This window comes from Arthrobacter sp. 05N425 (assembly GCF_056397125.1).
Genome location: NZ_JBFTMU010000001.1, coordinates 519,643 through 544,604, shown reverse-complemented (window position 1 = coordinate 544,604; position 24,962 = coordinate 519,643). Strand labels below are relative to the sequence as shown.

Here is a 24,962-nt window from a genome sequence, read left to right as displayed (position 1 = left end):
GCTTGGCCGAAGACGTTTAGAGGTATCAGTGACTGAGATCCGAACACCCTCGCCGCGGCGCGGAACGAACCTCCCACGGATGGGGGATTTCAACCTCACGGTTATCCTGGATGCGATCCGGCGCGCCCCGGGCGGCCTTAGCCGGGTGGAACTCGCGCAGCTCGTCGGACTCTCGCCGCAGACCATCTCCAACATCTCCCGCCGGCTGCTGGACCAGAACCTGATCGTCGAGGCGGGCAAGGAGGGTACCGGTCCCGGAAAGCCGCGGACCATGCTTCGCCTGGACGCCGCTGGCATGTATGCCGTCGGCGTCCATCTGGATCCCGCCGTGACGACGTTCGTGGTGCTCGACCTCGTGGGGGCCGTGGTCAAGCACTCCCGGATCAAAACCCCGTCCGGCGCCGATCCCGGTGCCGTCATTGACACCATCGCCGCCGAAATCAAGCAGCTGATCTCGGATTCCGGTGTCGACCCCGCCAAGATCGCCGGCCTCGGCGTCGCGTCGCCCGGCCCCATCGACCTCAACGAGGGCACGGTGGTGGACCCGCCGCTCCTGCTCGGCTGGGACCGCGTCCCGTTGCGGGATGCCCTCGTAGAAGCCACGGGACTGTCCACCCTTGTGGACAAGGACGTCACCAGCGCGGCGGTTGCGGAAACGTGGGCCGGGGGTCCCAGCGGGGCCGGGAGTTTCATCTTTATGTACATGGGCACCGGGATCGGCTGCGGAATCGTCCTCAACGACGAGGTGGTGCGTGGGACGTCCGGAAACGCCGGCGAAATCGGGCACATTGTGGTGGACCCGGACGGCGCCCTGTGCGACTGCGGGCTGCGCGGCTGCGTGAAGTCCACGGCCATACCCCAGGTGCTCGTGGCCCGGGCCGAAGAAGCCGGGGTGCTCGATGGACCGCGCGGGAGTAACAGCGGTCCTGCCGTCCAGGAACGGTTCGCCCAGCTCTGTGCCCAGGCGTACGGGGGCGACAAAAAGGCCGCAGAGATTATCGACAGCTCCGCCGTGCTTGTGGCCCGGGCAGTGTCCGTGATCACCAACACCCTGGACGTGGACCGGGTCGTCTTCGGGGGACCGTTCTGGAGCTGTCTCTCGGAGACGTACCTGAACCTGGTCCCTGACCTTGTGGCGGAAAACAGCGCCACCCGCAAAATCCACGGGATCGAAGTGGTGGGCACGGGCGTGGGCGAGGATGTGGGTGCCATCGGTGCCGCCTGCCTGGTTCTTGAGCACACCCTGGCGCCGCGCTCGCAGCGCCTCCTGCTGGAGCGCTAGCCGGGAGCTTCCTCTCCAGTGCCGGGAACGGAATCCGTCAGTCGATGTCCTCGATGACGGTCCCGAACGGGATGGTGTCATCAAGATGCGCCTGGTGGTCGTGCGGGTGCACCACCACCCGGACCCCGTGCAACTTGTCAGCCGCCGACTGCATCAGGATCGGGCGGACGGTGTTGATGACGCTCTCGCTCTTGCCGGCGAGATACTCCTGGTAACTGGCTGGAAGCTGGATCATGCCCTCAGGATAGACCTGCGCCGCGGACATGGGGAGGGCCGATAGGGCCCCGGTTCCGGGACAACGTCAGCCCACATAATCGGCCTGATAGGCGAAGAATCTTCCGTGGAAGGCTTCGCGAAGGCGTAAAGTCGCGTCTTAATTCGGCGGAGAACTTGAATGCCCTTCCCAGGCGCCTTAGAGTCGTAGACAAGTTACCGCGGTAACGTGTCAGCGATCCTCCGCTGCGGGCCGGCTCTTGGAAGAATTCCATGCGAATTATTCACGGGCGGCCTAGGAGGGTGTGGGTGCCCCCATGTGGGCCTGACATTTGCTCACGGACAACTTCGTATCAGGCGTAACAGTCGCGGCTGCGTCCTGCTGAAGTTTCCTCCGTGTTCCCCAAACTCAACTCATTGGCGGCAGCGCCGGCCGGACTCCGGCCCAGCTGGCACCAATGGCCCACAGCCAAGGACGCAAATGTCTCCACCAAGCCTTATTGACGCACATCCAAATCTCGCCGGTGCGGCCCCCGTCGCCCTGTCCTACGAACTCTTCCCGCCACGTTCGCCAGCGGCTGCTGAGTCGCTCTGGACCACCATCGGGGAACTGGAAGCCACCAGCCCCGACTACGTGTCCGTCACCTACGGCGCGAGCGGCTCAAACCGGAACACCGCCGTCGAACTCATCAACCGCCTGGTGCAGGAAACCACGCTGCGCCCGCTGGCGCACCTGACCTGCGTAGGCAACACCCCCCAGGAGCTGGCCGAAATCATCGGCGAACTGCTCGACGTCGGCGTGCGCGGCATTCTCGCCCTGCGCGGCGACCAGCCCAGGGACGGCGGCGCCCCGGCCGATGGCTCGCTGCGCTACGCCCAGGACCTGATCGAGCTCATCCGCCGCGTCGAGCAGCGACGCTCGGCTCTGCTCTGCGCCGGCAAGGTGGCGGTCGGCGTCGCGGCCTACCCCACGCGGCACCCCGAATCCCCGAGTGAGGCGCACGACGTCGAGGTGCTGCTGGCCAAGCAGCGCTCCGGCGCGGACTTCGCCATCACCCAGGTCTTCTTCCACACCGAGCAGTACGCCCAGCTGCTGTCCCGGGCACGCCGGGCCGGCGTCACCATCCMGATCGTCCCCGGGGTCATGCCGCTGACCAGCATCCGGCGGCTCACCCGGCTGGGCGAACTGACCGGCGTCGAACCGGCGCCGGAGCTGATTGAGCGGCTGGCAGCCGCCGATACCGACGCCGAACGCAACCGGATCGGGGTCAGCGCCACCGTGGACCTGGCCAACGCGGCCCTGGACGCCGGGGCCCCGGGCCTGCACCTGTACACGTTCAACGAGCACGCCAGCGCCCTCGAGGTGCTGGACAAGCTCGCGCTTCCCCGCCCTCGAAGCGGCAACCGGCACAGCAGCCACCAGCGCCCGGCCGGCCGCCGCCAGCTCGCCAGCTGACGGCGCCGGTAGACACAACTTTCCTCTGCACAGCACCACCAACTCTTAGGACTTCCCATGACTGACCACAACACCACTGCCCCCACCCCGTTCCCGGCCGCCTCGATCCTGGGCTACCCGCGCATCGGCCGCCGCCGCGAGCTCAAGAAGGCCGTCGAGGCCTACTGGGCCGGCAAGATCGACGCCGCCGCCCTGGACGCCGCCGCCAAGGAGATCCAGCTGGGCACCGCCAAGCGCCTCCAGGGCCTCGGCCTGACCGAAGCCGCCGCCGTCCCCGGCACTTTCTCCTACTATGACCAGGTGCTTGACGCCGCCGCCCACCTCGGCGCCGTGCCGTCCCGCTTCGGAAACCTCCTCGACGCCGAGGGCCAGCTGGACATCGACGGCTACTTCACCCTGGCCCGCGGCACCAAGGACCAGCAGCCGCTGGAAATGACCAAGTGGTTCGACACCAATTACCACTACCTCGTCCCGGAAATCGGCCCCGAGACCAGCTTCGCGCTGACGTCCAACCGGATCGTCGAAGAATTCGAATACGCCCTGGCCAACGGGGTGGAGACCCGCCCGTACATCGTCGGCCCGGTCACCTTCCTGCTGCTGAGCAAGGCCTCCGACGACGCCCCGGCCGGGTTCAACCCGCTGTCCCGCCTCGAGGACGTCCTCCCCGTCTACACCGCACTGCTGGAAAAGCTCGCCGCGGCCGGCGCCAGCTGGGTCCAGCTCGACGAGCCCGCCCTCGTGGTGGACCAGGACACCCCCGCCGACGAGATCCAGGCCGCCGTCGCCCGCTCCTACGAGGTGCTCGCCGGCGCCGCGGACCGTCCGCAGCTGTTCGTCTCCACCCCCTACGGTGCGCTCAACGGCCAGCTCGGCACCCTCGCGGCGACCGGCATCGATGCCCTGCACCTGGACGTCTTCAAGGGCGACGTCCCGTCCGCCGCCGCCCTCGCCGCGCTGGGCGACAAGACCCTCGTGGCCGGCGTCGTGGACGGCCACAATATCTGGCGCAATGACCTGTCGGCCTCGGCCGCGAAGATCGCCGAGCTGCAGAAGTCGGTGGCGAAGCTCGCCATCAGCACCTCCACGTCCACCCAGCACGTCCCGCACGACGTCGACGAGGAAGTCCAGCTCTCCGCGCAGCTGCGCAGCTGGCTGGCCTTCGCCGACCAGAAGGCCACCGAGGTCGTCACCCTCGCCGGGCTGCTGAGCGATGCCGACGCCGTCCGCCCGGCCATCGAGGAGGCCACCCGCATCATCGCCTCCCGCGCCGAGGCCGAGGGTGTCCGCCGTGCCGAGGTCCGTGCCCGCACCGCTGCCCTGACCGACGCGGACTTCAGCCGCTCCGCCTACGCGGTCCGCGAAGAAGCGCAGACCGAGGCGCTGCACCTGCCGCCGCTGCCCACCACGACCATCGGCTCCTTCCCGCAGACCTCCGAGATCCGCACCGCCCGGGCCCGCGCCAACAAGGGCGAGCTCAGCACCGAACAGTACGAGCAGCTCATGAAGGATGAGATCAAGCGCGTCGTGGAGCTGCAGGAGGGGCTCGGCTTCGACGTCCTGGTCCACGGCGAGCCCGAGCGCAACGACATGGTGCAGTACTTCGCGGAGAACCTCGAAGGCTTCGACGTCACCGTGCACGGCTGGGTGCAGTCCTACGGCTCGCGCTGCACCCGCCCGTCCATCCTCTGGGGCGACGTCACCCGCAGCGCCCCGATCACGGTGGAATGGGCCCGCTACGCGCAGTCGCTGACCAGCAAGCCGATGAAGGGCATGCTCACCGGGCCGGTCACCATCCTCGCCTGGTCCTTCGTCCGCGACGACCAGCCCCTCGGCGAGACCGCCAACCAGGTGGCCCTCGCGCTCCGCGACGAGATCGCGGACCTGGAGGCGGCCGGTATCAAGGTCATCCAGGTCGACGAGCCGGCCCTGCGCGAGCTCCTGCCGCTGCGCAAGGCGGACCAGGCCGCCTACCTGGACTGGTCCGTGAAGTCCTTCCGCCTCGCCACCGCCGGCGCCGCGGACGCCACCCAGGTCCACACGCACCTGTGCTACTCCGAGTTCGGCGCCATCATCGACGCGATCGACGGCCTGGACGCCGACGTGACCTCGATCGAGGCCGCCCGCTCCCGCATGGAGGTTGTGCACGACCTCGAATCGCACGGCTTCGGCCGCGGCGTGGGCCCGGGCGTCTACGACATCCACTCGCCGCGCGTCCCGGGCGAGCAGGAAGTCACCGAACTGCTCAGCACCGCGGTCAAGCACGTCCCGTCCCGCCAGCTCTGGGTCAACCCGGACTGCGGCCTGAAGACCCGCGGCTACGCCGAGACCGAGGAGTCGCTGCGCAACCTGGTCACGGCCACCAGGACGGTCCGCGCGGAACTGCTCGAAGCGGCCAAGTAGCACGCAGCCGACCCGGCGGTTCGCTGAAGGGTCGGCAGCCTTAACCGACGACGGCGGCCGGCCACCGTCCTAGGTGGGCCGCCCCCCTTCCTAGGTGGCCGGCCGCCGTCGTACGTTTGTCCCATCGGCTGCTGAGCAGGGGCCCCTGTCAGCGCTCAGAAGGGCCGCTGCGGAACAACAGATTCAGGATTCCCAGAGGATCTCGTCGTCAACCACGCCGTCCTCGTCCGCGGAGGCCACCAGGACCTCGTCGGAGAAGTGCGCGCCCAGGGTGAAGTCGAGGACGAAGTAGCGCTCCGGCTGGCCCGGGTAGATGCCGACGTGGCCGAGCTTCAGGGCCTTGAGGAAGACCTGGTTGGTCAGCTGTGACTTGTCCGTGACGCCGAAGACCTGCTGCAGGTGCTCGGGCTTGATGGCGTTGCAGTGGAAGCGGAGGTATTCCTGCGGGCTGGTGCCTTCCTGCTCCAACTCCTCGGCGATCATTTCGCGGACCTGGTCCACAAGCTCGGGCAGGAAGCGCAGCCGGTAGTCAACCTTGTGCATGGCCGCCTCGTCGAAATGGTCATGCGCGTTGACATTCAGGTCAAGCTCCAGGGGCTGGCCGGCAAGTTCGTGCTTCGCAGCGAAATTATGGTCACGCCCGTGGTTGAGCTCGATCTCTCCAAAGTGCTGGCTCGCTACCTTGCTCATGTCTTCAACATAGTCCTGAATACGGGTCCGTTCCAGCATTGGCCGGCATTTATCCGATACCGCCCCTGAACACCGGCAGGGGAACGGTACATTGATCGGATGCAAACAGTTGCCGCCACCGTTGCCCGCGCCCGAGATTTTTTTGACAGCGGAACCACCCGCCCGCTGGCGTGGCGGCTGGAGCAGCTCGGCAACCTGCGGCGGATGCTCATCGAGCGGCGCCGGGAGTTTGCCGCCGCACTGGCCCGCGACCTGGGCAAACACGAAACCGAGGCGCAGCTAACGGAAATCGGGTTTGTCACGGCGGAAGCCGCGTACCTGGAGAAGCACCTCGAAACCTGGCTGCGGCGGCGGCCGGTGTCCGTACCGCTGGCGGTCCAGCCGGCGAAGGCCTGGACCGAACCCACCCCGCTGGGCGTGGTCCTGGTGATCGGCCCGTGGAACTACCCGCTGCAGCTGCTGCTCGCCCCGCTGGCCGGCGCCCTGGCCGCGGGCAACGCCGTGGTGCTCAAGCCCAGTGAGCACGCCCCCGCCACCTCCGCCGCCCTGGCCCGCTGGATTCCGGAATACCTGCCCGGCGCGGCCCAGGTGGTCGAGGGCGGCATCCCCGAGACCACGGCGCTGCTGGCGGAGCGCTTCGACCACATCTTCTTCACCGGGGGCGAGGCCGCGGCCAAGGTGGTGCTCCGCGCCGCAGCCGAGCACCTGACGCCGGTGACCCTGGAACTGGGCGGCAAGTCCCCGGTGTATGTGGATGCCTCCACGGACCTGGCCGGTGCCGCCAAACGGATCGCCTGGGGCAGGTTCATGAATGCCGGGCAGACGTGTGTCGCTCCCGACTACATTCTGGCCACGGAGGACGTCTTGGTGCCGCTGGAACGCGAGCTGGTCAAGGCCATCAATGCGCTGTTCGGCACGGATTCCGCGCGGAGCCAGTCCTACGGCCGGATCGTCAATGACCGGCACTTCGCCCGGCTCGCCGCGCTCGCGGACAGCAGCACGGTGGTCCACGGCGGTGAGCGCGACGCCGGCAGCCGGCACTTCGCTCCGACGCTGCTGCGCCCGGCGCCCGGGGATGCCGTGATGGGGGAGGAGATCTTCGGCCCGTTGTTGCCGCTGGTGCCGGTCAGCGGCCGGGACGAGGCGATTCGGACGATCAACGCCGGAGCCAAGCCGCTGGCCCTGTATGTGTTCAGCAACGACGCCGACACGCGCCGGGCGTTCGCCGAACAGACCTCCTCGGGGGCGCTGTGCTTCGACGTGCCGGCCGCGCACCTGACCGTTCCCGGGCTGCCCTTCGGCGGGGTGGGCGGCAGCGGCATGGGCGCCTACCACGGCGAACACTCGCTGCGGACGTTCTCGCACGAGCGCTCCACGCTCTCCAAACCGCTCTGGCCGGACACCCTGGCGCTGATCTATCCGCCGTACACAAGGGCGAAGCACCGGATCATCAGCACGCTCGTGGCGCCGGCCGGGAAGACCGGAAAGTCCCGGAAGTCCCGGAAGCCGGCGGAGAAGCCCGGCCGGTCCTAGCGCTCAGTCCCGGCGCGTGGTTCCGAGTTTGTGGAGCGTGTCGGCCAGCAGTTCCACGAACAGCTGGACCTGAGCCGTCTGCTTCTCCTTGGGCAGCAGCGCGAAGACGTTGCGGGCCAGCCGGATCTCGGGGACATCCAGCACCACCACGCCGGCCGGCCGGTGCAGCAAGGCCAGCTCGGGGACCAAGGCCGCGCCCAGGCCGGCAGCGGCCATTTCCAGGCTGGCGTGGAAATCGTCGCTGTAGGCCACTACGCGCGGGTGCAGGTTGCAGCTGGCGAAGAGCCGTTCGATCACCGTGGCGTCGGAGGTGCCGGGGTGGTGCATGATCCAGGGCATGTCGGAAAGGTGGTCGGCCGCCACCTTGGATTCGGGGCCGATGCCCCAGGCCGCGGGCAGCACCACCCGGAAGTCGTCGTCGCCGATCCACTGCCGGTTCACCGTATGCGGCCAGGCGAGGCCGGACTGGCCCACCTGGTAGACCAGCGCGACGTCGAGCTCGCCGCCGGTGCGCAGCCCCTGGATGGTCTGGCCCGGCTCGGCCACGGAGACCCGCAGTTCGATGCCCAGCTTCTTCCACGCCGGATTCTGCAGGATCCGGGGGAGGACGTACGTGGCCAGGCTGGGGAAGATGCCGAGCCGGAGTTCCTGGCTGGCACTGTCGTGGGTCCGGGCCGCCGCCGCCATCAGCGCGTCGATGTCGGTGAGGACCTTGGCCGCATGCCGGGTCATCACGACAGCGGCCTCCGTCGGGTTGATGCTGCGGGCCGAGCGCTGAAACAGGGCCACCCCGGTGTCCCGCTCCAGGGCTGACATCTGCTGCGACACCGCCGAGGCGGTGTAGCCCAGCCGCGTGGCGGCCGCCGCGAACGAGCCCAGCCGGACCACTTCCACGAGCGTTCGGAGGTGCACGGGGTTGATCAAGGGCGGCCCTTCGGTGGTTACGGTGAGGCGGGAGCGAAATCCCGCTTCATTCTGGCACATTGGTGTGCAGGCAGCCGCTGGGAAATCGGACTCATCCGGCCGCCCCGCGGTTACGAATTGCCCATAAGACGGTCCACCAGGACGATTCAGGCGAAGCAACAGGAGCAGACCAGTGCAGCAAGCATCAAGAATCCCGGACGGACGGCGCGTCGCCGTGATCGGAAGCGGGGTTGCCGGACTGACCGCCGCCTACGTCCTGAACCGGCGCGACCACGTGACGGTGTTCGAAGCGGATGCACGGCTTGGGGGCCACGCCCACACGCACGACGTCGGCCAGGCCGACGGCTCCGTCCTGGGGATCGACACCGGCTTCATCGTCCACAACAACCGGACCTACCCCACCCTGCTGCGGCTGTTCAAGGAACTGGGCGTGCAGACCCAGGAATCGGAAATGAGCATGTCCATCCGCTGCGACGGCTGCGGACTGGAATACGCGGGCGCCCGGGGCGGCGCGCGGGGCATCATCCCGAGGCCCTCCACCCTGATGCGCGGCCGCTACCTGCTGATGCTGCTGGAGGTCACCCGCTTCTACCGCCGGGCCCGGGCCCTGCTGGCCGAGGCCGACGCCGCCACCGGCACGGCTGCGCCCGAGCTGACCCTCGGCGAGTTCCTGGACCGGGAGAAGTTCAGCAGCTACTTCGTCGTCCACTTCATGACCCCCGTGGTCAGCGCAGTGTGGTCCTGCGACCCCACCACCGCCCTGGCCTACCCGGCCCGCTACCTCTTCACCTTCCTCGGCCACCACGGGCTGCTCGGCGTGAAGGGCTCCCCGCAATGGCGCACGGTCACCGGCGGCTCGCGCAGCTACGTGGATAAAGTCGCCGCGACACTGCCGGACATCCGCCTCTCCAGCCCGGTCACACGGGTCCGCCGCCACGCCGGCGGGGTGGAAGTCACCACCGGGGAGAGCACCGAGCAGTTCGACGCCGTCGTGATCGCCACCCATCCGGCGCAGGCGCTGCGGATGCTCGAGGACGCCACTGCCGCCGAGCGCGAAGCCCTGGCCGGCATGCCCTACTCGGTCAACCACACGGTCTTCCACCGCGACGACGCCGTGCTGCCCGCCAGCGACAATGCCAAGGCGTCCTGGAACTACCGGCTGCCCTCGTGCGACGCCCGCCCCGACCGGGTCCTGGTCAGCTACGACATGACCCGCCTGCAGCGTCTGGAACCGGCGGACGGTAAGCGTTACATCGTCAGCCTGGGCGAGTCGGAGCTGATTGGAGACGGCACCGTCCTTGAGCGGATGGTCTACGAACACCCGCAGTACACGCCTGATTCACTGCGCGCCCAGCAGCAGATCCTGGGCCTTGGCGACGGCAGCCTGGCGTTCGCCGGCGCCTACCACGGCTGGGGCTTCCATGAGGACGGCGCCCTCTCCGGCGTCCGCGCCGCAGGGAAGCTGGGACGCGAGTGGGAACCCGCCGGTGTTGCCGAAGTGAAGGCGGCTTCCTTGCAGGCGGCTGCCCAGGAGGGTGCATGAGCAGTCAGGCAGCCATTTACCGCACGTCGATCGCGCACGTGCGCCGCACCCCGCTGCACAATGCCTTCACTTACCGCAGCTACAGCTGGTATGTCGACGTCGATTCCCTCCCCAGCCTGCCGCGCTGGCTCGCCCCGCTGGCCGGCTTCTGCGTGGCGGACCACCTCGGTGACCCGGACGGAACGCTGCGCGGCAACGTGGAAAGTTATCTCGCCACCCAGAACATTGAGCTCGACGGCGGGCGGATCACCATGCTGGCCAGCGCGCGCGTCTTCGGCCACGTCTTCAACCCGCTCAGCCTGTTCTGGTGCCACGACGCCGCGGGGGAGCTGCGCTGCGTCGTCGCCGAGGTCCACAACACGTACGGGGAACGGCACTGCTACCTGCTGGAGACCGACGACGCCGGACGGGCCACCGTACCCAAGGCGTTCTACGTCTCGCCGTTCAACGACGTCGACGGCCAGTACCGGATGAAGCTGCCGGAACCCGCCGAGCGGCTCGCCGTCTCGATTGTCCTGGAGCGGGACGGGCAGAAGCCGTTCGTCGCGACTGTGGACGGCAGCCGCCGCGACGCCACCGTGCCGAACATCCTGGCCGCGGCGCTCGCCGTCCCGCTGGCGCCGCTGCGGGTGGCCGCGCAGATCCGCTGGCAGGGAATCAAGCTTTGGGCACGTAGGTTGCCCATCATCAAAAGACCACACCACCCCTCACAGGAGGCAGTCCAGTGACCATGACCGAAGCGACCGGGTCCCAGCCTGCGCAGACGAACACTACGCAGGCGAACACGGCGCAGACGAACACATCCGCGAACCCGTCGGTGCCCTACACGGTTCCGCAGCCGCCGGCGGCTATCGACGCCACGATCTGGCCCAGCATCGCGGCCGTGCCCTCCAGCCTCAAGGCCCGGCTGGCGGGGAAGGCCGCCGATGCGATCTTCCGTGCCGCGGTGCGCCGCCTCCCGCTGGAGGTGCGCTACCCCGACGGCTCCGTCCTCGGGAGGGCGGCATCCGGCCAGGCCGGGCCGGGCCAGTCCTTCCCGGTGATGACGATGAACCGTCCGGAGGCATTCGCTGCCCGGCTCGGCGACGGCGGACTGATCGGCCTTGGTGAGTCCTACATGGCCGGGGACTGGGACGCGGACGACCTGACCGCCGTGATGGAGGTCTTCGCGGCCCGGGCTGGAACACTCGTACCTGAGCCGTTGCAGAAGCTCCGCGGCCTGTACCTGCCCCGGACGCCGCGCACCGAGCGGAACACGGAGCAGAACACCCGCTCCAACATCTCCCGGCACTACGACCTGTCCAACGAGCTCTTTGCCACGTTCCTGGACAGCACCATGACCTACTCCAGCGCCCTCTTCCCGGAGAGCGGCGACGCGTTGCGGAATGTTGCCTGGGACGGCCTGGCCGCCGCGCAGCAGGCGAAGATCGACCGGCTGCTGGACAAGGCCGGTGTCACGGAGGGAACCCGCGTGCTGGAAATCGGCACCGGCTGGGGTGAACTTGCCCTCCGGGCCGCGGCCCGCGGGGCGACGGTCTACTCCGTGACCCTCTCCAGCGAGCAGCAGGAACTGGCGCGACAGCGCGTGGCCGAAGCAGGCTACGCCGACGCCGTCACGATCGAGCTCAAGGATTACCGCGCCGTGGAAGGCGAGTACGACGCCGTCGTCTCCGTGGAGATGATCGAGGCGGTCGGCTACGAGTACTGGGCCACCTACTTCCAGACGATCGAGCGCGTCCTGGCCCCCGGCGGCAAGGTCGCCATCCAGGCCATCACTATCGGCCACGACCGGTTGATCGCCACCCGGACCAGCTACACCTGGGTGCACAAGTACATCTTCCCGGGCGGCGTCATCCCCTCGGTCCGGGCGATCGAGGAGATCACCGAGAAGCAGACCGGGCTCCGGGTCCGCGAACGCCTCGCCATGGGCGAACACTACGCCCAGACCCTGCGGCTCTGGGAGGAACGCTTCATGGCCCGCGCGGAGGAGGTCCGCGCCCTCGGGTTCGACGAAATCTTCCAGCGGATGTGGCTGTTCTACCTGTGCTACTCCCGCGCCGGCTTTGAGACCGGTTACCTGGACGTGCAGCAGATCGTGCTGGACAAGGTTTCCAGCAAGACTGCCGCCGGTAAGGCAGCGGCCAAGGTTTCCAGCGAGCGGACCGCAGGATGACGGCGGCGCTTGCAACCATGATCGCTGACGTCCTTCGCCCGGTGGTCGGCGGTGAACTCCCCGTCCGGCTCGTCGTGTGGGACGGCAGCGAGGCTGGTCCGGCCGGGGCTCCGGTGGTGCGGCTCAACTCCCCGGATGCCATCCGCCGGCTGCTCTGGGCGCCGGGGGAGCTGGGTGCCGCGCAGGCTTACGTCACCGGGGAACTCGACGTCGACGGCGACCTGAACTCGGCGCTTGAGCACCTCTGGAAGGTGGTCCGGGACCGCGGCCTGTCCGGCGTCCGGCCCACCCCGTCCATTCTGGCCGGCGTCGGCCGGATCGCTAAGGCTGCCGGCGCCTTGGGCGCGCCGCCCGAACCGCCGGCCAGCCAGGCCCGGGTGAAGGGCCGGCTGCACAGCCTGATCCGTGACCGCGCCGCCATCAGCCACCACTACGACCTCAGCAACGACTTTTACGCGCTGATCCTGGACCCGCAGATGGCGTATTCCAGCGGCTACTGGATGGATTCCCGCGGGAACGCCGCCCCAGGGTATGGGCTCGAGGACGCCCAGCGGGACAAGCTGGATCTGGTCTGCCGCAAGATCGGGCTGAAGCCGGGGATGCGGCTGCTCGATATCGGCTGCGGCTGGGGATCGCTGAGCCTGCATGCGGCGCAGCACTACGGCGTCGACGTCGTCGGTGTCACCCTGTCGGTCGAGCAGAAGGCGTTCATCGACGCGCGGATCAAGGAGCGAGGGCTGGAGGGCCGGGCAGACATCCGGGTGCAGGACTACCGCGAGATCCCGGACGGCCCGTTCGACGCCGTGGCATCGCTCGAGATGGGTGAGCACGTGGGGCAGCGTAACTACCCCATCTACGCCGCCGCATTGTTCAACAACGTGGTCCCCGGCGGCCGCGTCCTGGTGCAGCAGATGTCCCGTCGCGGCAAGCATCCCGGGGGAGGGCCGTTCATCGAGTCGTTCATCGCCCCGGACATGCACATGCGCCCGGTCGGGGAGACGCTGGGGTTCCTGGAGGGCGCCGGTCTTGAGGTCGAGGCCGTTGAGGCGATGCGCCGCGACTACGTCCGCACTCTTGAGGCCTGGCACGCGCGGTTCGAGCAGAACTACGACGCCGCCGTCGCGATGATGGGTGAGGAGATTGCCCGGGTATGGCGGCTGTACTTGGTGGGCGCACTGCGCAGCTTCGCGGAGGGCCGGATGGGCGTGGAACAGATCCTCTGCAGCCGGCCGGAGTAACAGTTCCGGAAGCTCCACCCTAGAAGGACTTGGCCAGCAGCTTCGCGAACATCCCGGGCGCCTGCTGCACGCCGCTGCAGTTGCTGGAGGCGCTGCTGCCTTCTTCGGGCCGGCTGGCGGAAGTGCAGGCGATGTCCCGGTTCAGCGACCACATGGACATCCGCCCGATGCCGCGTTCCGCGGCGAAGCTGTTCAGGCCTTCGGCGTCCGCGAGGGTGAAGACCTGGCCTTTCACATCGTTCACCCCGATCATCGGGGTGAGCCCGATCCGCTGCCACAACGCCGCATCGTCGAGCGGCTTGCCGGCTTGCTTGTACAGTGCACCCAGAGTCTGGTGGGTAGCCTCGGCAGCGCTTTTTGCCGCGGCGAGCATCGTCTGGCCAGGGGCGAGCGGTTCAAAGTCCATCACCATGATGTTGACGCCGGCGAGTTCGACTCCGGCGTCCAGCATGGCTGTCACGGACTTTTCGCCATCCGTCGTCAGGCCCTGCATCGACACGGGAAGGGTCAGCCAGACCTTCAACGGGTTGACGGCAGGACTGTCGGCCTGAAGCTTCGCGGCGGCCGCGGCACGTCGTGTTGCCGCGGCCTGATCGCTCAAGCCCGCGCCTTCTATGTCGAAGTCCAGGGTGTCGAGTCCGTACTTGGTGATGACCGCCGCGTAGGCCTTCACCAGCGCGGCGAGGTCGGTGCAGGTTTCGGCGAGCTCCTTGCCGAGCTGTCCTCCGAAAGAGACAGCTATGTCATTGCCGGCCTTGCGGAATGATTTGATCTGGTCGTCCACGCTCAGCTTGGCGCCGGCCTGGTCAAGCGTGTGTACGCCGTCCCAGGAGGGTTGGCAGGTATTTTTCGGATGTGCGCCAACAAAGGACAGGACCGTGGTGGCGGCTCCGTGAAGTGCCGTGTCCTGTAGGCGCAGGCTCGGGAGGAGCGTGACGTCGAGGTAGCCGCCGAACCACTGAGGGGCCGGCGCGGACTGGCTCCTGCGCGGCTCCTGTCCGTAGTTGGTCGGCGGTGCCGGAGAACAAGCGGCAACCGCCAACACTACGGCGGAGGTGGCGAGGACCCCGCTCCGGTTGCGGGAGCGGGGCCTATTCCGTCTTTGCATGAATGCTTCCTCCGTCCGCCACGAGGGCCGTCCCTTTCTTCGCCACGGATCCCGCCAACGGCCCTAGGCTACAACGGGGCCAGCTGGTCCGCATGCGCCGGGGCGAGGGCACCCAGTTTTGCCTGGCCCGTCGGCATCAGGACGCTGTTGGTGCGTTCGGGCCTGTACCAGCCGACGGCGGTGCCCCGCAGGGCCAGAATCGCGGACCCGAACACCACGTAGGCGCGGAGGGGTTCGTAGATGAGCCGGTAGATGGGGACCATGAGGAGGTGCATCGGGCTCTCATGGACCATCAGCACGGCCACTATCGAGATGATCATGTGGGTTGCGGCGACGAACACCGAGAACGCGGCGACGGCCTGCCATTCGCCGCGGGCCAGGCTGGTCACAGCCACAATGACCGTCAGGGGCATGAAGACCAGCGGAACCAGCACCGAGATCAGGGCGTAGGGCATGGTCAGCATGCCGAGGGCGCCGAACCGGGGATTGAAGAGCATCGAGCGGTGCTTGTAGAGCGTCTGGATGTTGCCATAAGTCCAGCGGAGCCGCTGCTTGAACAATCCCCGCAGGGTCATGGGCGCTTCCGTCCATGCCACGGCGGAGTTCTCCTGCACGATGCTGTAGCCGAGCCGCTGCAGGGAGAGGGTGAGGTCAGCATCCTCTGCGAGCGTGTCGTGGGAGTAGCCGCCTGCCTGGATGAGTGCCTCCCGCCGCCAGGCTGCGCAGGCGCCCGGGACAATCGAGATCGCTCCCATCAGGCCCTCCGCCATTCGGGTGACGCAGATGCCGGAGAGATATTCAAGGCTTTGCCAGGCAGTCAGGAGATTGCGGCGGTTTCCGACTTTCACGTGCCCGGCGACTGCTCCGACGATCTTGCCGTTGCGCGGCGCCAGGAAATGGCGGGCAAACATCTTGATGGTCTGGGGTTCAAACAGCGTGTCACCGTCGAGGGTGACCACAATTTCTCCGCGGGACTGGGCTATTCCGTGGTTACTGGCGGCGGACTTTCCGCCGTTGGGCTGGTCGATGACGCGCAGTTGCGGCCAGGTCTGGGCGTATTCGGAAAGAACCGCCAAAGTGCCGTCGGTAGAGCCGTCATTAATGGCGACGACTTCCATCCGGGGGTAGTCGCTGGCTCTAAGGGCATCCAATGTTTTGGCCACGACAAGTTCTTCGTTGAACACCGGCAGGACGACGCTGACGAACGGCCACTCTTCCTCCTTGACGTCCGCCCAAAGACGTTTCTTCTGCCGCTGATTGTTGATGACGGCGAGGACCACGTAGAGGAACGTCAGGACGGTCAGCGAGCCGATTCCGAACCAGAAAAGCCAGGTGAGGACCACGTTCGGAGTCACTAGATACGTCGTCATCGCGGCCAGGGTCGCATCGTCCTCCACGGCGGCCTTGGCGTCCGACTGGGGAATGTATTCGGGCGGAAGCAGCGGCTCGACCGTGGTGAAGGTGTAACCCATCGCTTTTGCCTGCGGGATGAAAGTCTTCAGCATTTCGATCGTTGCGCTGCGATCACCGCCGCCGTCGTGAACTAGGACAATGTGCCCTTGTCCGTCCAGTTTCTGCGCCTTGATCGGAACGCCGGGGGCGTAGGACCAGTCACGCGTATCAAAGTCCATGTTGATGTGGAGGAACCCCAACTGCTGGGATTGCAGGAGGGCCAATGTGTTGTTTTCCGGGTCTCCGGTGGGGATCCGGAACAGCCGTGTTCCATAGTTGTCTGCGGCGCGCATAACCCGGTCCGCCCCGATAATTTGCTGGCGGTTAAACAGGTCGTCGTGAGCCCAGAAATCGATGTGGGACATCGTGTGGTTTCCGACCATATGACCTTCCTGGGTCATGCGGCGGAAGATATCCGGGTACTTCACGATGTTGTCGCCAACCGTGAAGAACGTCGCCGGCACGCCTTCTTTGGACAGCAAATCCAGAATTTGCGGCGTATTCCGCGGGTCCGGCCCATCATCGAAGGTCAACATCAATGTGTGGTCCGCCGGCTTCCCAAAAGTTTCCATGGCGTAGGGGCTGTTGCCGATCAGCTCAATTTCCTCGGCGGTGGCCTCCCTCCAGATGGTGTTGCTGAAGGGATCCTTGAGGAAGACTTTGCCGCCTCGCCGCTCGATGAGCGCTATCCGGTCGAAGGCGAAGCCCCCTTCGGGGCCGATTCGGGGAATGTTGCGCAGATCCTGGGTGGACAGCAATTTCCGGGGATACTCCACGGACTGGTTCTCCGCCGCTTTCCATACCGGTGCGCTGGCAGCGGGCAGGATCCACACGACCGACAGGACGATCAACAGCACGCTCGCCACCAGGGCGACGAGGATGCGTCGCCACCGTTTTCCACTGGGATCGAAGAAGACCGGTGCAGTGCCGGAAACTGGGGATATTTTCTTCATGGATTGCCTCGACAGGGAATCTGGTGTGATGAAGTCCCGACCGGAGTCAGGGCGTGAGCGCCAGCGCTCGTGCCCGGGGGTCAAACCCGGAATTGGCGACCAATTCGCGGAGGGAAAAATCGGCGCTCATCTGATCTCTCCCTTGAAGCCGCGGGAGCCGCCGGTTCGCGGCGTCCCCTATGCCTTCGAGGTTAGGAGCGCCCGATGGGGTCACACACGCGTAGGAAACACCCGCGTTTTAAGAGTGGTTCTACTTGGTTTGAGGGGCCGACTACCGCGATTGGTGGCGACGAGTCGAGTAAGCGCGGCGGGGCACAACTGGGGTGCCGCCGGACTCTGAGAGACGGGTGAAGCTTGCGTCTATCGCCGCAGCCGGGCCGACGGGTAGCGTTCTAGGTACGTGGTCCGAATTAGTGGAGGCAGATGCCGAATGCGCAGAGAGATCGGACTGGCCGCGGGCTTGCTGTCGGTTGTCCTGGCTGCCGCCGCGTGCGAGGGCGCGCCGCCTTCGCCACCGCCTTCTCCTTCGTCATCGGGGCTCTCGGCCGTCCCGGACACGTACATCACGGCCTATACCTGGTTCGACAACACGCCCGAGGGCTCCCCGGACATCAGCCACCCGGTGCTGCACAAGAAGGCGGGCGGGGCAGGGACCTACGCGGATCCGGTGACGATCGCCGTCGGGCACTCCCTGGAGACAGGCCAGGATGTCCTTGATTTCCCTGCCGGCACCCGGATCTACTTACCCGACGTCCGCCGGTACTTCATCGTGGAGGACACCTGCGGGGACGGCCCCACCCCGGAGGACGGGCCCTGCCACGCACTGGCGGCCAGGCACGGGGGTGCATCCAGCTGGCTTGATGTCTGGATTGGCGGCGAGGGGGAGAGCGAGTCGTTTGCCAGGCGCTGCGCGGACCAGGTAACCGGTGTCCGGGCCGCCGTCTTCCACCCTGCGGACAACTACGTCGTGGCTTCCGGGGTGGGTGTGATCCACGACGGCAAGTGCGATAGCGGCTACGGCAATCAGCTCGTCACCACGTCACCGTCCCCGAAGGCCCGCTGATTTCCTGCGCCGAGTTTGAAAACAGGTCAAAGGACCCTGTCGATTGGCCTCTCCGCGCTTGCCAAGGTAACGTTTGGGTTACCGGTTGGTACACACGCCCGACAGAACATCCAGAATGCTCTCGCGTGTGGTAATCCCCTCGGCGAGGCGTCTTAGCGCTCCGCATGCCGTGACCAACTCCGGGCAGGAACCATCCCCAGGGACTGCCCGTTTTCCGCACCCCATGAAAAGGCTTTATTTTCCATGCGCAGAAATACTCTGCTGGCCGCCGGCATGCTCTCGGTCCTCCTCGCCACCTCGGCGTGTGGCGCCGAAACCGGCGCCTCCAATTCATCCGCCCAGTCTTCCGGAGCGGCAAACGCCGGTGTTGAGGTTTCGGCCGCTGCCGATAAGCCGTCCGCCGAGGTCGGCGCCTCGCAGCGGGCCGCTGCCGAGAAGGCCAAGGTTGCAGCTGTAGCCGCCAAGAAGGCCAAGGCGGCAGCAGCGCAGAAGGCCGCGGCTCAGAAAGCCGCAGCCGCTGCAGCAGCCAAAACTGCAGCCGCAGTAAAGACGCCGGTAACTGTTCCCGCCGCACCCGCCGTGCCGGCCGTGGCTCCGAAGCCGGCCCCGGCACCCGTTGTGCCGGCGTCGTCCTCCGAGCGGGTTGTCCACACCACGTACACGACGGCGTACACCTGGTACGACAACACACCGGTGGGCTCAGCCACGATCAGCCACCCCATTCTGCACAGCACGGCCGGGGGCACCGGCACCTACAACGACCCGATCACCATCGCCGTGGGTCATTCCACTGCCACCGGTAAGGACGTGCTGGACTTCCCGGCCGGCACCCGGATCTATCTTCCGGACGTGCGCCGCTACTTTGTCGTCGAGGACAGCTGCGGCGACGGCGACGACCCCCAAGGCGGCCCCTGCCACCAGGGCACCAACGTGGAGGGGACCAACTCCACCATCTGGATCGACATGTGGATCGGCGGCCAGAGCATGAGCGCTGACGGTGCCGACAACTGCGCCAGCCGGGTGACGAACGTCCGTACGGCCGTCTTCAACCCTGCCAGCAACTACGCGGTTGCCCCGGGCACGGGCGTGATCCACGACGGCAAGTGCGACGCCGGCTATGGCAACACGCTCCTGAAGCGGTAGCTTTCGGGAGATTGACCTCCGGCTGCGGCCGGAGGCCCTGCGGGGGCTGGCGAGACTTCGCCGGCCCCCGTTTTCTGTTGGCGGGGCCGGTGTTGGGCCGCCCCGTTCCGCTCCGGAGGCCCAAAGACCCTTGTTCCTGGCCTGGGACAACGCAGACTTGGATGGAGTAGTCGCACCCAAAAGGGGAGGGCGCCATGCGTCGGTCCGCACAGTCCGTCAGGGCAGTTTCAGTAGGGTTTTGCGTCGCTTTTCTGCTGGCGTCCTGTTCTTCCCCCAGTGGCCCGCCAACGGGTACCGGGACAGCTGCACCGTCGCCGGCCGCCTCGTCCGCAAGCTCGAAGCCGGGCCTGAAACCGTTGGCCCAGGCTTCACCCCGGCCGACAGGGCAGGCCGACTGGAAGACCTACACGACGCCGGATGGCACGCTTATGTTCGACTACCCGCCGGACTGGACCGTCAAGGACCGGGCCCGCGAGGCAGCGCCCGGGGGAGTCTTCATCGAAGTCCTCACCGGCGCCCGCAAGTCGATCGCCACCCTGCGGACCAACATTGTGACCAAGGCGAACTGCACCCGGAAGTTGCCCTATGCCCTGATGGACTCACAGGAGTTGCCGGCGCTTGCCCGGAACGGTGTGAAGCCGCGCTTTGTGTTCGAGGGCCGGGACGACCATGAGTCCTACCCCTCAAGGCCGGCCCCGTTGTCCTACGGGATCACCTCCGCACCGCTGCCGGCCGGCCCCAGCGCCTGCCCGATTTTCCAGTTCTTCAACTGGCCGCCGGGCGTGGCGGCCTTCAGCGGCGTCTACGATCCGCTCCTTACGACACCGGGGGACACGCCCGACGTCGACACCCCGGAGTCCTATACGGGAACCGAGGAGTACGACTCGCTACGGCAGATGATCACCTCGCTGCGTCCGGCGGACTAGACCCGGCCGGGCGCCGCCTGCCGAGGGCAGCGCGCCGCCGCCTCGGGTCCAAACCCGTCCATCCCGGTCCGGACACTCGGGGTGGCTCTTGCTGTGCCTTCGCCCACTGGATGTGGTGCTTCGTGCCACTCCGCGGCCTGCTGCGACGCACCTGCGACACGCCGTCCAAAATGCGACACGCGGGGCGGTTAATTGTGGCTAAGTACTCCACAGGGTGTGGATTTCGTCCTCGAAAACGGCTGAAATCCGGACATTTTGAAGGCCCTGGGCTGTGGATTAAAAGTGGGTTAAATGACATACTTGTAATACATCATCTTGGGGTCCGCGCGGGACTCTTGCACTACATGTAGTATCGACATACAGTTCGAGCGGAGCGGTTGCAGACCGCCAGGCGAGGCCAGTAACGGATAAGGATTCCTGTTCCGGTCAGGCCCCACCGGACACGAACCACAGATTTCAACAAAGGGGACTGAAGGACATGACCGTTACGGTTTACACGAAGCCGGCTTGCGTGCAGTGCAACGCCACCTACCGCGCTCTCGACAAGAAGGGCATCGCCTACCAGAGCGTCGACATCTCCCAGGATGCCGAGGCCCTTGAGCGCCTCAAGTCCCTGGGCTACATGCAGGCCCCGGTCGTCGTCACCGACCAGGACCACTGGTCCGGATTCCGCCCGGACAAGATCGAAGAACTGGCACAGGCTGCCGCCGTCGCGGTCGCCTGAAAGCCAGCACACGGCACAAGCACGTCAGATGAGGTGACTCCGATGGCACCGGTTACAGCGGCAACAGCTGACACGCCGCTGGCAGCAGGCGCCGGAAATCCGGACCCGGTCCGAACCACCAGCAGCCACCTCATCTACTTTTCCTCCACCTCCGAGAACACCAAACGCTTCGTTGCGAAGCTGGGTGTCGACGCCGCCCGCATCCCCCTCCACGCGAGGGAACCGGGGCTGGTGGCGACCGAGCCCTACGTGCTGGTGCTTCCCACCTACGGGGGGACCGGGGGAGAAGGATCGGTTCCGAAGCAGGTCATCCGCTTTCTGAACGATCCGAGGAACCGGCAACAGCTCCGTGGAGTGATCGGGGCGGGCAACACGAACTTTGGGGACAACTACTGCATGGCCGGGGACATCGTCGCCGCCAAGTGCCAGGTCCCGCACCTATATCGTTTCGAACTCATGGGGACGCCGGAAGACGTCAGCCGAGTACAACAAGGATTGGAAGAATTTTGGACACGACTGTCGCAGACACCGAAGTGACCGGGGACTCCCACGGCACCGCCGGTAAGGCCAGCAATACCGCCGTCGAGAAGCACACCGTAGCTGGCGAGAAGCCGGCCATGCCGGCCGCCTACCAGGGCCTGGGCTACCACGAGCTCAACGCCATGCTGAACCTCTACGGCCCCAACGGCGAGATCCAGTTCGAGGCCGACCGCGAGGCTGCCCACCAGTACTTCCTGCAGCACGTGAACAACAACACCGTGTTCTTCCACGACCTCGAGGAAAAGCTCGACTACCTCGTCAAGAACGAGTACTACGAGCGGGAAACCCTCGACCAGTACACGATGAACTTCATCCGCGAGCTGTTCAACCGCGCCTACAAGAAGAAGTTCCGCTTCGAGACCTTCCTTGGCGCGTTCAAGTTCTATACCTCCTACACGCTCAAGACGTTCGATGGAAAGCGCTTCCTGGAGCGCTACGAGGACCGCGTCTGCATGGTGGCCCTGCACCTGGCCCGCGGCGACGAGAAGCTTGCCCTGCAGATGGTGGACGAGATCATCGAAGGCCGCTTCCAGCCGGCCACCCCCACGTTCCTGAACGCGGGCAAGAAGCAGCGCGGCGAGCTGGTCTCCTGCTTCCTGCTCCGCATCGAAGACAACATGGAGTCGATCGGCCGGTCCATCAACTCCGCGCTGCAGCTCTCCAAGCGCGGCGGCGGCGTCGCGTTCGCACTGACCAACATCCGCGAGGTCGGCGCGCCGATCAAGCAGATCGAGAACCAGTCCTCCGGCGTCATCCCCGTGATGAAGCTCCTCGAGGACAGCTTCTCCTACGCCAACCAGCTCGGTGCCCGCCAGGGTGCCGGCGCGGTGTACCTGCACGCCCACCACCCGGACATCTACCGCTTCCTGGACACCAAGCGCGAGAACGCGGACGAGAAGATCCGCATCAAGACCCTCTCCCTGGGTGTCGTCATCCCGGACATCACCTTCGAGCTGGCCAAGAAGGACGAGGACATGTACCTGTTCTCGCCGTACGACGTCGAAAAGGTGTACGGCATGCCGTTCTCCGACGTCTCGGTCACCGAGAAGTACTACGAGATGGTGGACGATTCCCGGATCAAGAAGACCAAGATCAAGGCCCGCGAGTTCTTCCAGACCCTCGCCGAGATCCAGTTCGAATCCGGCTACCCGTACATCATGTTCGAGGACACCGTGAACCGGGAAAACCCGATCGACGGCAAGATCATCATGTCCAACCTGTGCTCGGAGATCCTCCAGGTCTCCCAGCCGACGACGTACCACGATGACCTGTCCTACGACCAGACCGGCAAGGACATCTCCTGCAACCTGGGTTCGATGAACATCGCCAAGGCGATGGACTCGCCGGACTTCGGCCTGACCATCGAGACGGCCATCCGCTCGCTCTCGGCAGTCTCGGACATGTCCAACATCACCTCGGTGCCCTCGATTGCCCGCGGCAACGACCAGAGCCACGCGATCGGCCTCGGCCAGATGAACCTGCACGGCTACCTGGCCCGCGAGCGGGTCCACTACGGGTCCGAAGAGGGCCTGGACTTCACCAACATCTACTTCTACTCGGTGGTCTACCACGCTGTCCGGGCCTCGAACCTGCTGGCCATCCAGACCGGCCAGACCTTCGGCGGCTTCGAGAAGTCCAAGTACGCGTCCGGGGAGTTCTTCGACAAGTACACGGACCGGGAATGGGTCCCGCAGACGGCGAAGGTCGCCGAGCTGTTCGCGCACATCCACATCCCCACCCAGGATGACTGGCGCGAGCTGAAGGCTTCCGTCATGGAGCACGGCATCTACAACCAGAACCTGCAGGCCGTCCCGCCGACCGGCTCGATCTCCTACATCAACAACTCCACCTCCTCGATCCACCCGGTGGCGTCCAAGATCGAAATCCGCAAGGAAGGCAAGCTGGGCCGCGTGTACTACCCGGCGCCGTACCTGACCAACGACAACCTCGAGTACTACCAGGACGCGTACGAGATCGGCTACGAGAAGGTCATCGACACCTACGCCGCCGCCACGCAGCACGTGGACCAGGGCCTGTCCCTGACGCTGTTCTTCAAGGACACCGCCACCACGCGCGACATTAACAAGGCCCAGATCTACGCCTGGAAGAAGGGCATCAAGACCATCTACTACATCCGTCTACGCCAGCTCGCGCTGGAAGGGACCGAGGTAGAGGGCTGCGTCAGCTGCATGCTGTAACCAGCCGCTGAAGGCGTGAGTACGACGGCGGGCGCCCGCCCGCCGTCGTACGCTTTAACTTAGAGAACAACCCAACATTGAGGGGATGACATGACCGAGAAGGTCAAGCTGCTTAGCCACGTCGAGGCGATCAACTGGAACCGGATCCAGGACGACAAGGACGTTGACGTCTGGAACCGCCTGGTCAACAACTTCTGGCTGCCGGAGAAGGTGCCGCTGTCCAACGACGTGCAGTCGTGGGCGACGCTGACCCCGGACGAGCAGCAGCTCACCATGCGCGTGTTCACCGGCCTGACCCTGCTGGACACCATCCAGGGCACCGTCGGCGCCGTCTCGCTCATTCCGGACGCCCTCACCCCGCACGAAGAGGCTGTCTACACGAACATCGCGTTCATGGAGTCCGTGCACGCCAAGAGCTACTCCTCCATCTTCTCCACGCTGGCCTCCACCAAGGAGATCGACGAGGCGTTCCGCTGGTCCACCGAGAACGAGAACCTTCAGAAGAAGGCCCAGATCGTCATGGACTACTACCAGGGCGACGACCCGCTGAAGCGCAAGGTGGCTTCGACGCTGCTGGAGAGCTTCCTGTTCTACTCCGGCTTCTACCTTCCGATGTACTGGTCCTCACGGGCCAAGCTCACGAACACGGCCGACCTGATCCGCCTGATCATCCGCGACGAAGCCGTGCACGGCTACTACATCGGCTACAAGTTCCAGAAGGGCCTGGAAGGTCTCTCCGAGGAGCGCAAGCAGGAGATCAAGGACTACACCTTCGAGCTCCTCTTCGAGCTGTACGAGAACGAAGTCCAGTACACGCACGACCTTTACGACTCCGTCGGCCTGGCCGAGGACGTCAAGAAGTTCCTGCACTACAACGCCAACAAGGCGCTGATGAACCTGGGCTACGAGGCCATGTTCCCGGCCTCCGTCACCGACGTGAACCCGGCGATCCTGTCGGCCCTGTCACCCAACGCGGACGAGAACCACGACTTCTTCTCCGGGTCGGGGTCGTCGTATGTGATCGGCAAGGCTGTTAACACTGAGGATGATGACTGGGACTTCTAGTCCTCTGTGGGATCGGAAGCTAGTTGGCATTCCTCCAAGTAGGTGTCACTGAAGCGAGCCCTGCGCGATGAATCGTGCAGGGCTCGCTTCGTGAGCTTCGTCCATGGTTTGTAGCAGTGGCGCGGTCGTCTTTCACCACGAGATTGACCACGGACACGCCCACGCGCTGACTGGGCTGGCCCGGGGGACGAGACATCCACACGCGCTCCGCCCCCTCGGCCGTGGGTACCGCAGCTTCGACTTAGAACACGAGAACGAGGCACCCGGGGACCTGCCCTCGGCCGTCCGCACACATGAGGTTGGACAGTGCCGGGACCCGGACTCCGAACCCGCGTCCC

At 66.1% G+C, this 24,962-nt stretch carries 20 protein-coding genes; 15 read left to right on the top strand and 5 right to left on the bottom strand.

The genetic code is table 11. The features are described from left to right. Positions 1-79: 79 nt before the first annotated feature. A complete protein-coding gene (locus AC1DGE_RS02470) occupies positions 80-1,282 on the top strand; it encodes an ROK family transcriptional regulator (protein ID WP_476916822.1) in 1,203 nt (400 codons plus the stop codon). Between the two features lie 37 nt (positions 1,283-1,319). On the opposite strand, the gene AC1DGE_RS02465 is transcribed toward AC1DGE_RS02470, so the two are convergent. After that, a complete protein-coding gene (locus AC1DGE_RS02465; protein ID WP_249777074.1) occupies positions 1,320-1,517 on the bottom strand; it encodes a hypothetical protein in 198 nt (65 codons plus the stop codon). Positions 1,518-1,976: 459 nt separating this feature from the next. On the opposite strand from AC1DGE_RS02465, the gene AC1DGE_RS02460 reads away from it, so the two are divergent. Then, positions 1,977-2,951, top strand: coding sequence for a methylenetetrahydrofolate reductase (locus AC1DGE_RS02460; RefSeq protein WP_476916821.1), 975 nt, complete (start codon positions 1,977-1,979; stop codon positions 2,949-2,951). 57 nt (positions 2,952-3,008) lie between these two features. Continuing rightward, entirely contained in the window at positions 3,009-5,351 is a 2,343-nt protein-coding gene (metE, locus tag AC1DGE_RS02455) for a 5-methyltetrahydropteroyltriglutamate--homocysteine S-methyltransferase (RefSeq protein ID WP_441417586.1), read from the top strand. Between the two features lie 183 nt (positions 5,352-5,534). On the opposite strand, the gene AC1DGE_RS02450 is transcribed toward metE, so the two are convergent. Further along, complete coding sequence (locus AC1DGE_RS02450; RefSeq protein ID WP_441417587.1) at positions 5,535-6,041, bottom strand: DUF2004 domain-containing protein; 507 nt, start codon at positions 6,039-6,041, stop codon at positions 5,535-5,537. Positions 6,042-6,140: 99 nt separating this feature from the next. Here AC1DGE_RS02450 and AC1DGE_RS02445 point away from each other — a divergent pair, with 99 nt between their 5' ends. After that, positions 6,141-7,574 carry an aldehyde dehydrogenase family protein gene (locus tag AC1DGE_RS02445; RefSeq protein ID WP_476908717.1) on the top strand — a complete coding sequence of 478 codons (1,434 nt, stop codon included), beginning with the start codon at positions 6,141-6,143 and terminating at the stop codon, positions 7,572-7,574. A gap of 3 nt (positions 7,575-7,577) precedes the next feature. Here AC1DGE_RS02445 and AC1DGE_RS02440 read toward each other — a convergent pair whose 3' ends face one another. Beyond that, complete coding sequence (locus AC1DGE_RS02440; RefSeq protein WP_441417589.1) at positions 7,578-8,498, bottom strand: LysR family transcriptional regulator; 921 nt, start codon at positions 8,496-8,498, stop codon at positions 7,578-7,580. 172 nt (positions 8,499-8,670) lie between these two features. On the opposite strand from AC1DGE_RS02440, the gene AC1DGE_RS02435 reads away from it, so the two are divergent. The 4 genes from AC1DGE_RS02435 to AC1DGE_RS02420 are packed head-to-tail and all read left to right on the top strand — an operon-like array spanning position 8,671 to position 13,452. After that, positions 8,671-10,041 carry an NAD(P)/FAD-dependent oxidoreductase gene (locus AC1DGE_RS02435; RefSeq protein ID WP_476916820.1) on the top strand — a complete coding sequence of 457 codons (1,371 nt, stop codon included), beginning with the start codon at positions 8,671-8,673 and terminating at the stop codon, positions 10,039-10,041. After that, positions 10,038-10,769: a DUF1365 domain-containing protein gene (locus tag AC1DGE_RS02430; protein WP_476908719.1), complete on the top strand. Its 732-nt coding sequence runs from the start codon at positions 10,038-10,040 to the stop codon at positions 10,767-10,769. Before AC1DGE_RS02435 ends, AC1DGE_RS02430 begins: the two co-directional genes overlap by 4 nt. Then, positions 10,766-12,214 carry a class I SAM-dependent methyltransferase gene (locus tag AC1DGE_RS02425; RefSeq protein WP_476908720.1) on the top strand — a complete coding sequence of 483 codons (1,449 nt, stop codon included), beginning with the start codon at positions 10,766-10,768 and terminating at the stop codon, positions 12,212-12,214. Before AC1DGE_RS02430 ends, AC1DGE_RS02425 begins: the two co-directional genes overlap by 4 nt. Then, positions 12,211-13,452, top strand: a complete 1,242-nt coding sequence (locus AC1DGE_RS02420; protein WP_476908721.1) for a class I SAM-dependent methyltransferase — start codon at positions 12,211-12,213, stop codon at positions 13,450-13,452. The genes AC1DGE_RS02425 and AC1DGE_RS02420 overlap by 4 nt, the downstream gene beginning before the upstream one ends. A 19-nt stretch (positions 13,453-13,471) precedes the next feature. Here AC1DGE_RS02420 and AC1DGE_RS02415 read toward each other — a convergent pair whose 3' ends face one another. After that, positions 13,472-14,560 (bottom strand): chitinase, encoded by a 1,089-nt coding sequence (locus tag AC1DGE_RS02415; protein ID WP_476908722.1) that lies wholly within the window; start codon positions 14,558-14,560, stop codon positions 13,472-13,474. A 68-nt stretch (positions 14,561-14,628) separates the two neighbouring features. Next, the gene (locus tag AC1DGE_RS02410; protein ID WP_441417595.1) at positions 14,629-16,965 is read right to left on the bottom strand and encodes a bifunctional polysaccharide deacetylase/glycosyltransferase family 2 protein; all 2,337 of its coding nucleotides are present in this window, start codon (positions 16,963-16,965) and stop codon (positions 14,629-14,631) included. Between the two features lie 430 nt (positions 16,966-17,395). On the opposite strand from AC1DGE_RS02410, the gene AC1DGE_RS02405 reads away from it, so the two are divergent. From AC1DGE_RS02405 to nrdF, 7 genes are all read left to right on the top strand, one after another. After that, entirely contained in the window at positions 17,396-18,028 is a 633-nt protein-coding gene (locus tag AC1DGE_RS02405) for a hypothetical protein (RefSeq protein ID WP_476892398.1), read from the top strand. Positions 18,029-18,271: 243 nt separating this feature from the next. Next, complete coding sequence (locus tag AC1DGE_RS02400; RefSeq protein ID WP_476916819.1) at positions 18,272-19,171, top strand: hypothetical protein; 900 nt, start codon at positions 18,272-18,274, stop codon at positions 19,169-19,171. 428 nt (positions 19,172-19,599) lie between these two features. Beyond that, positions 19,600-20,097, top strand: coding sequence for a hypothetical protein (locus AC1DGE_RS02395; RefSeq protein ID WP_441417598.1), 498 nt, complete (start codon positions 19,600-19,602; stop codon positions 20,095-20,097). 478 nt (positions 20,098-20,575) lie between these two features. Further along, on the top strand, positions 20,576-20,821 hold the full coding sequence (gene nrdH / locus AC1DGE_RS02390) for a glutaredoxin-like protein NrdH (RefSeq protein WP_018773329.1): 246 nt from the start codon (positions 20,576-20,578) through the stop codon (positions 20,819-20,821). Positions 20,822-20,863: 42 nt separating this feature from the next. Further along, positions 20,864-21,358 carry a class Ib ribonucleoside-diphosphate reductase assembly flavoprotein NrdI gene (nrdI, locus tag AC1DGE_RS02385; RefSeq protein ID WP_476916818.1) on the top strand — a complete coding sequence of 165 codons (495 nt, stop codon included), beginning with the start codon at positions 20,864-20,866 and terminating at the stop codon, positions 21,356-21,358. Positions 21,359-21,438: 80 nt separating this feature from the next. Beyond that, positions 21,439-23,559, top strand: coding sequence for a class 1b ribonucleoside-diphosphate reductase subunit alpha (gene nrdE, locus AC1DGE_RS02380; RefSeq protein ID WP_441417869.1), 2,121 nt, complete (start codon positions 21,439-21,441; stop codon positions 23,557-23,559). Between the two features lie 90 nt (positions 23,560-23,649). Next, a complete protein-coding gene (gene nrdF / locus AC1DGE_RS02375; RefSeq protein WP_018773326.1) occupies positions 23,650-24,624 on the top strand; it encodes a class 1b ribonucleoside-diphosphate reductase subunit beta in 975 nt (324 codons plus the stop codon). Positions 24,625-24,962: the final 338 nt, after the last annotated feature.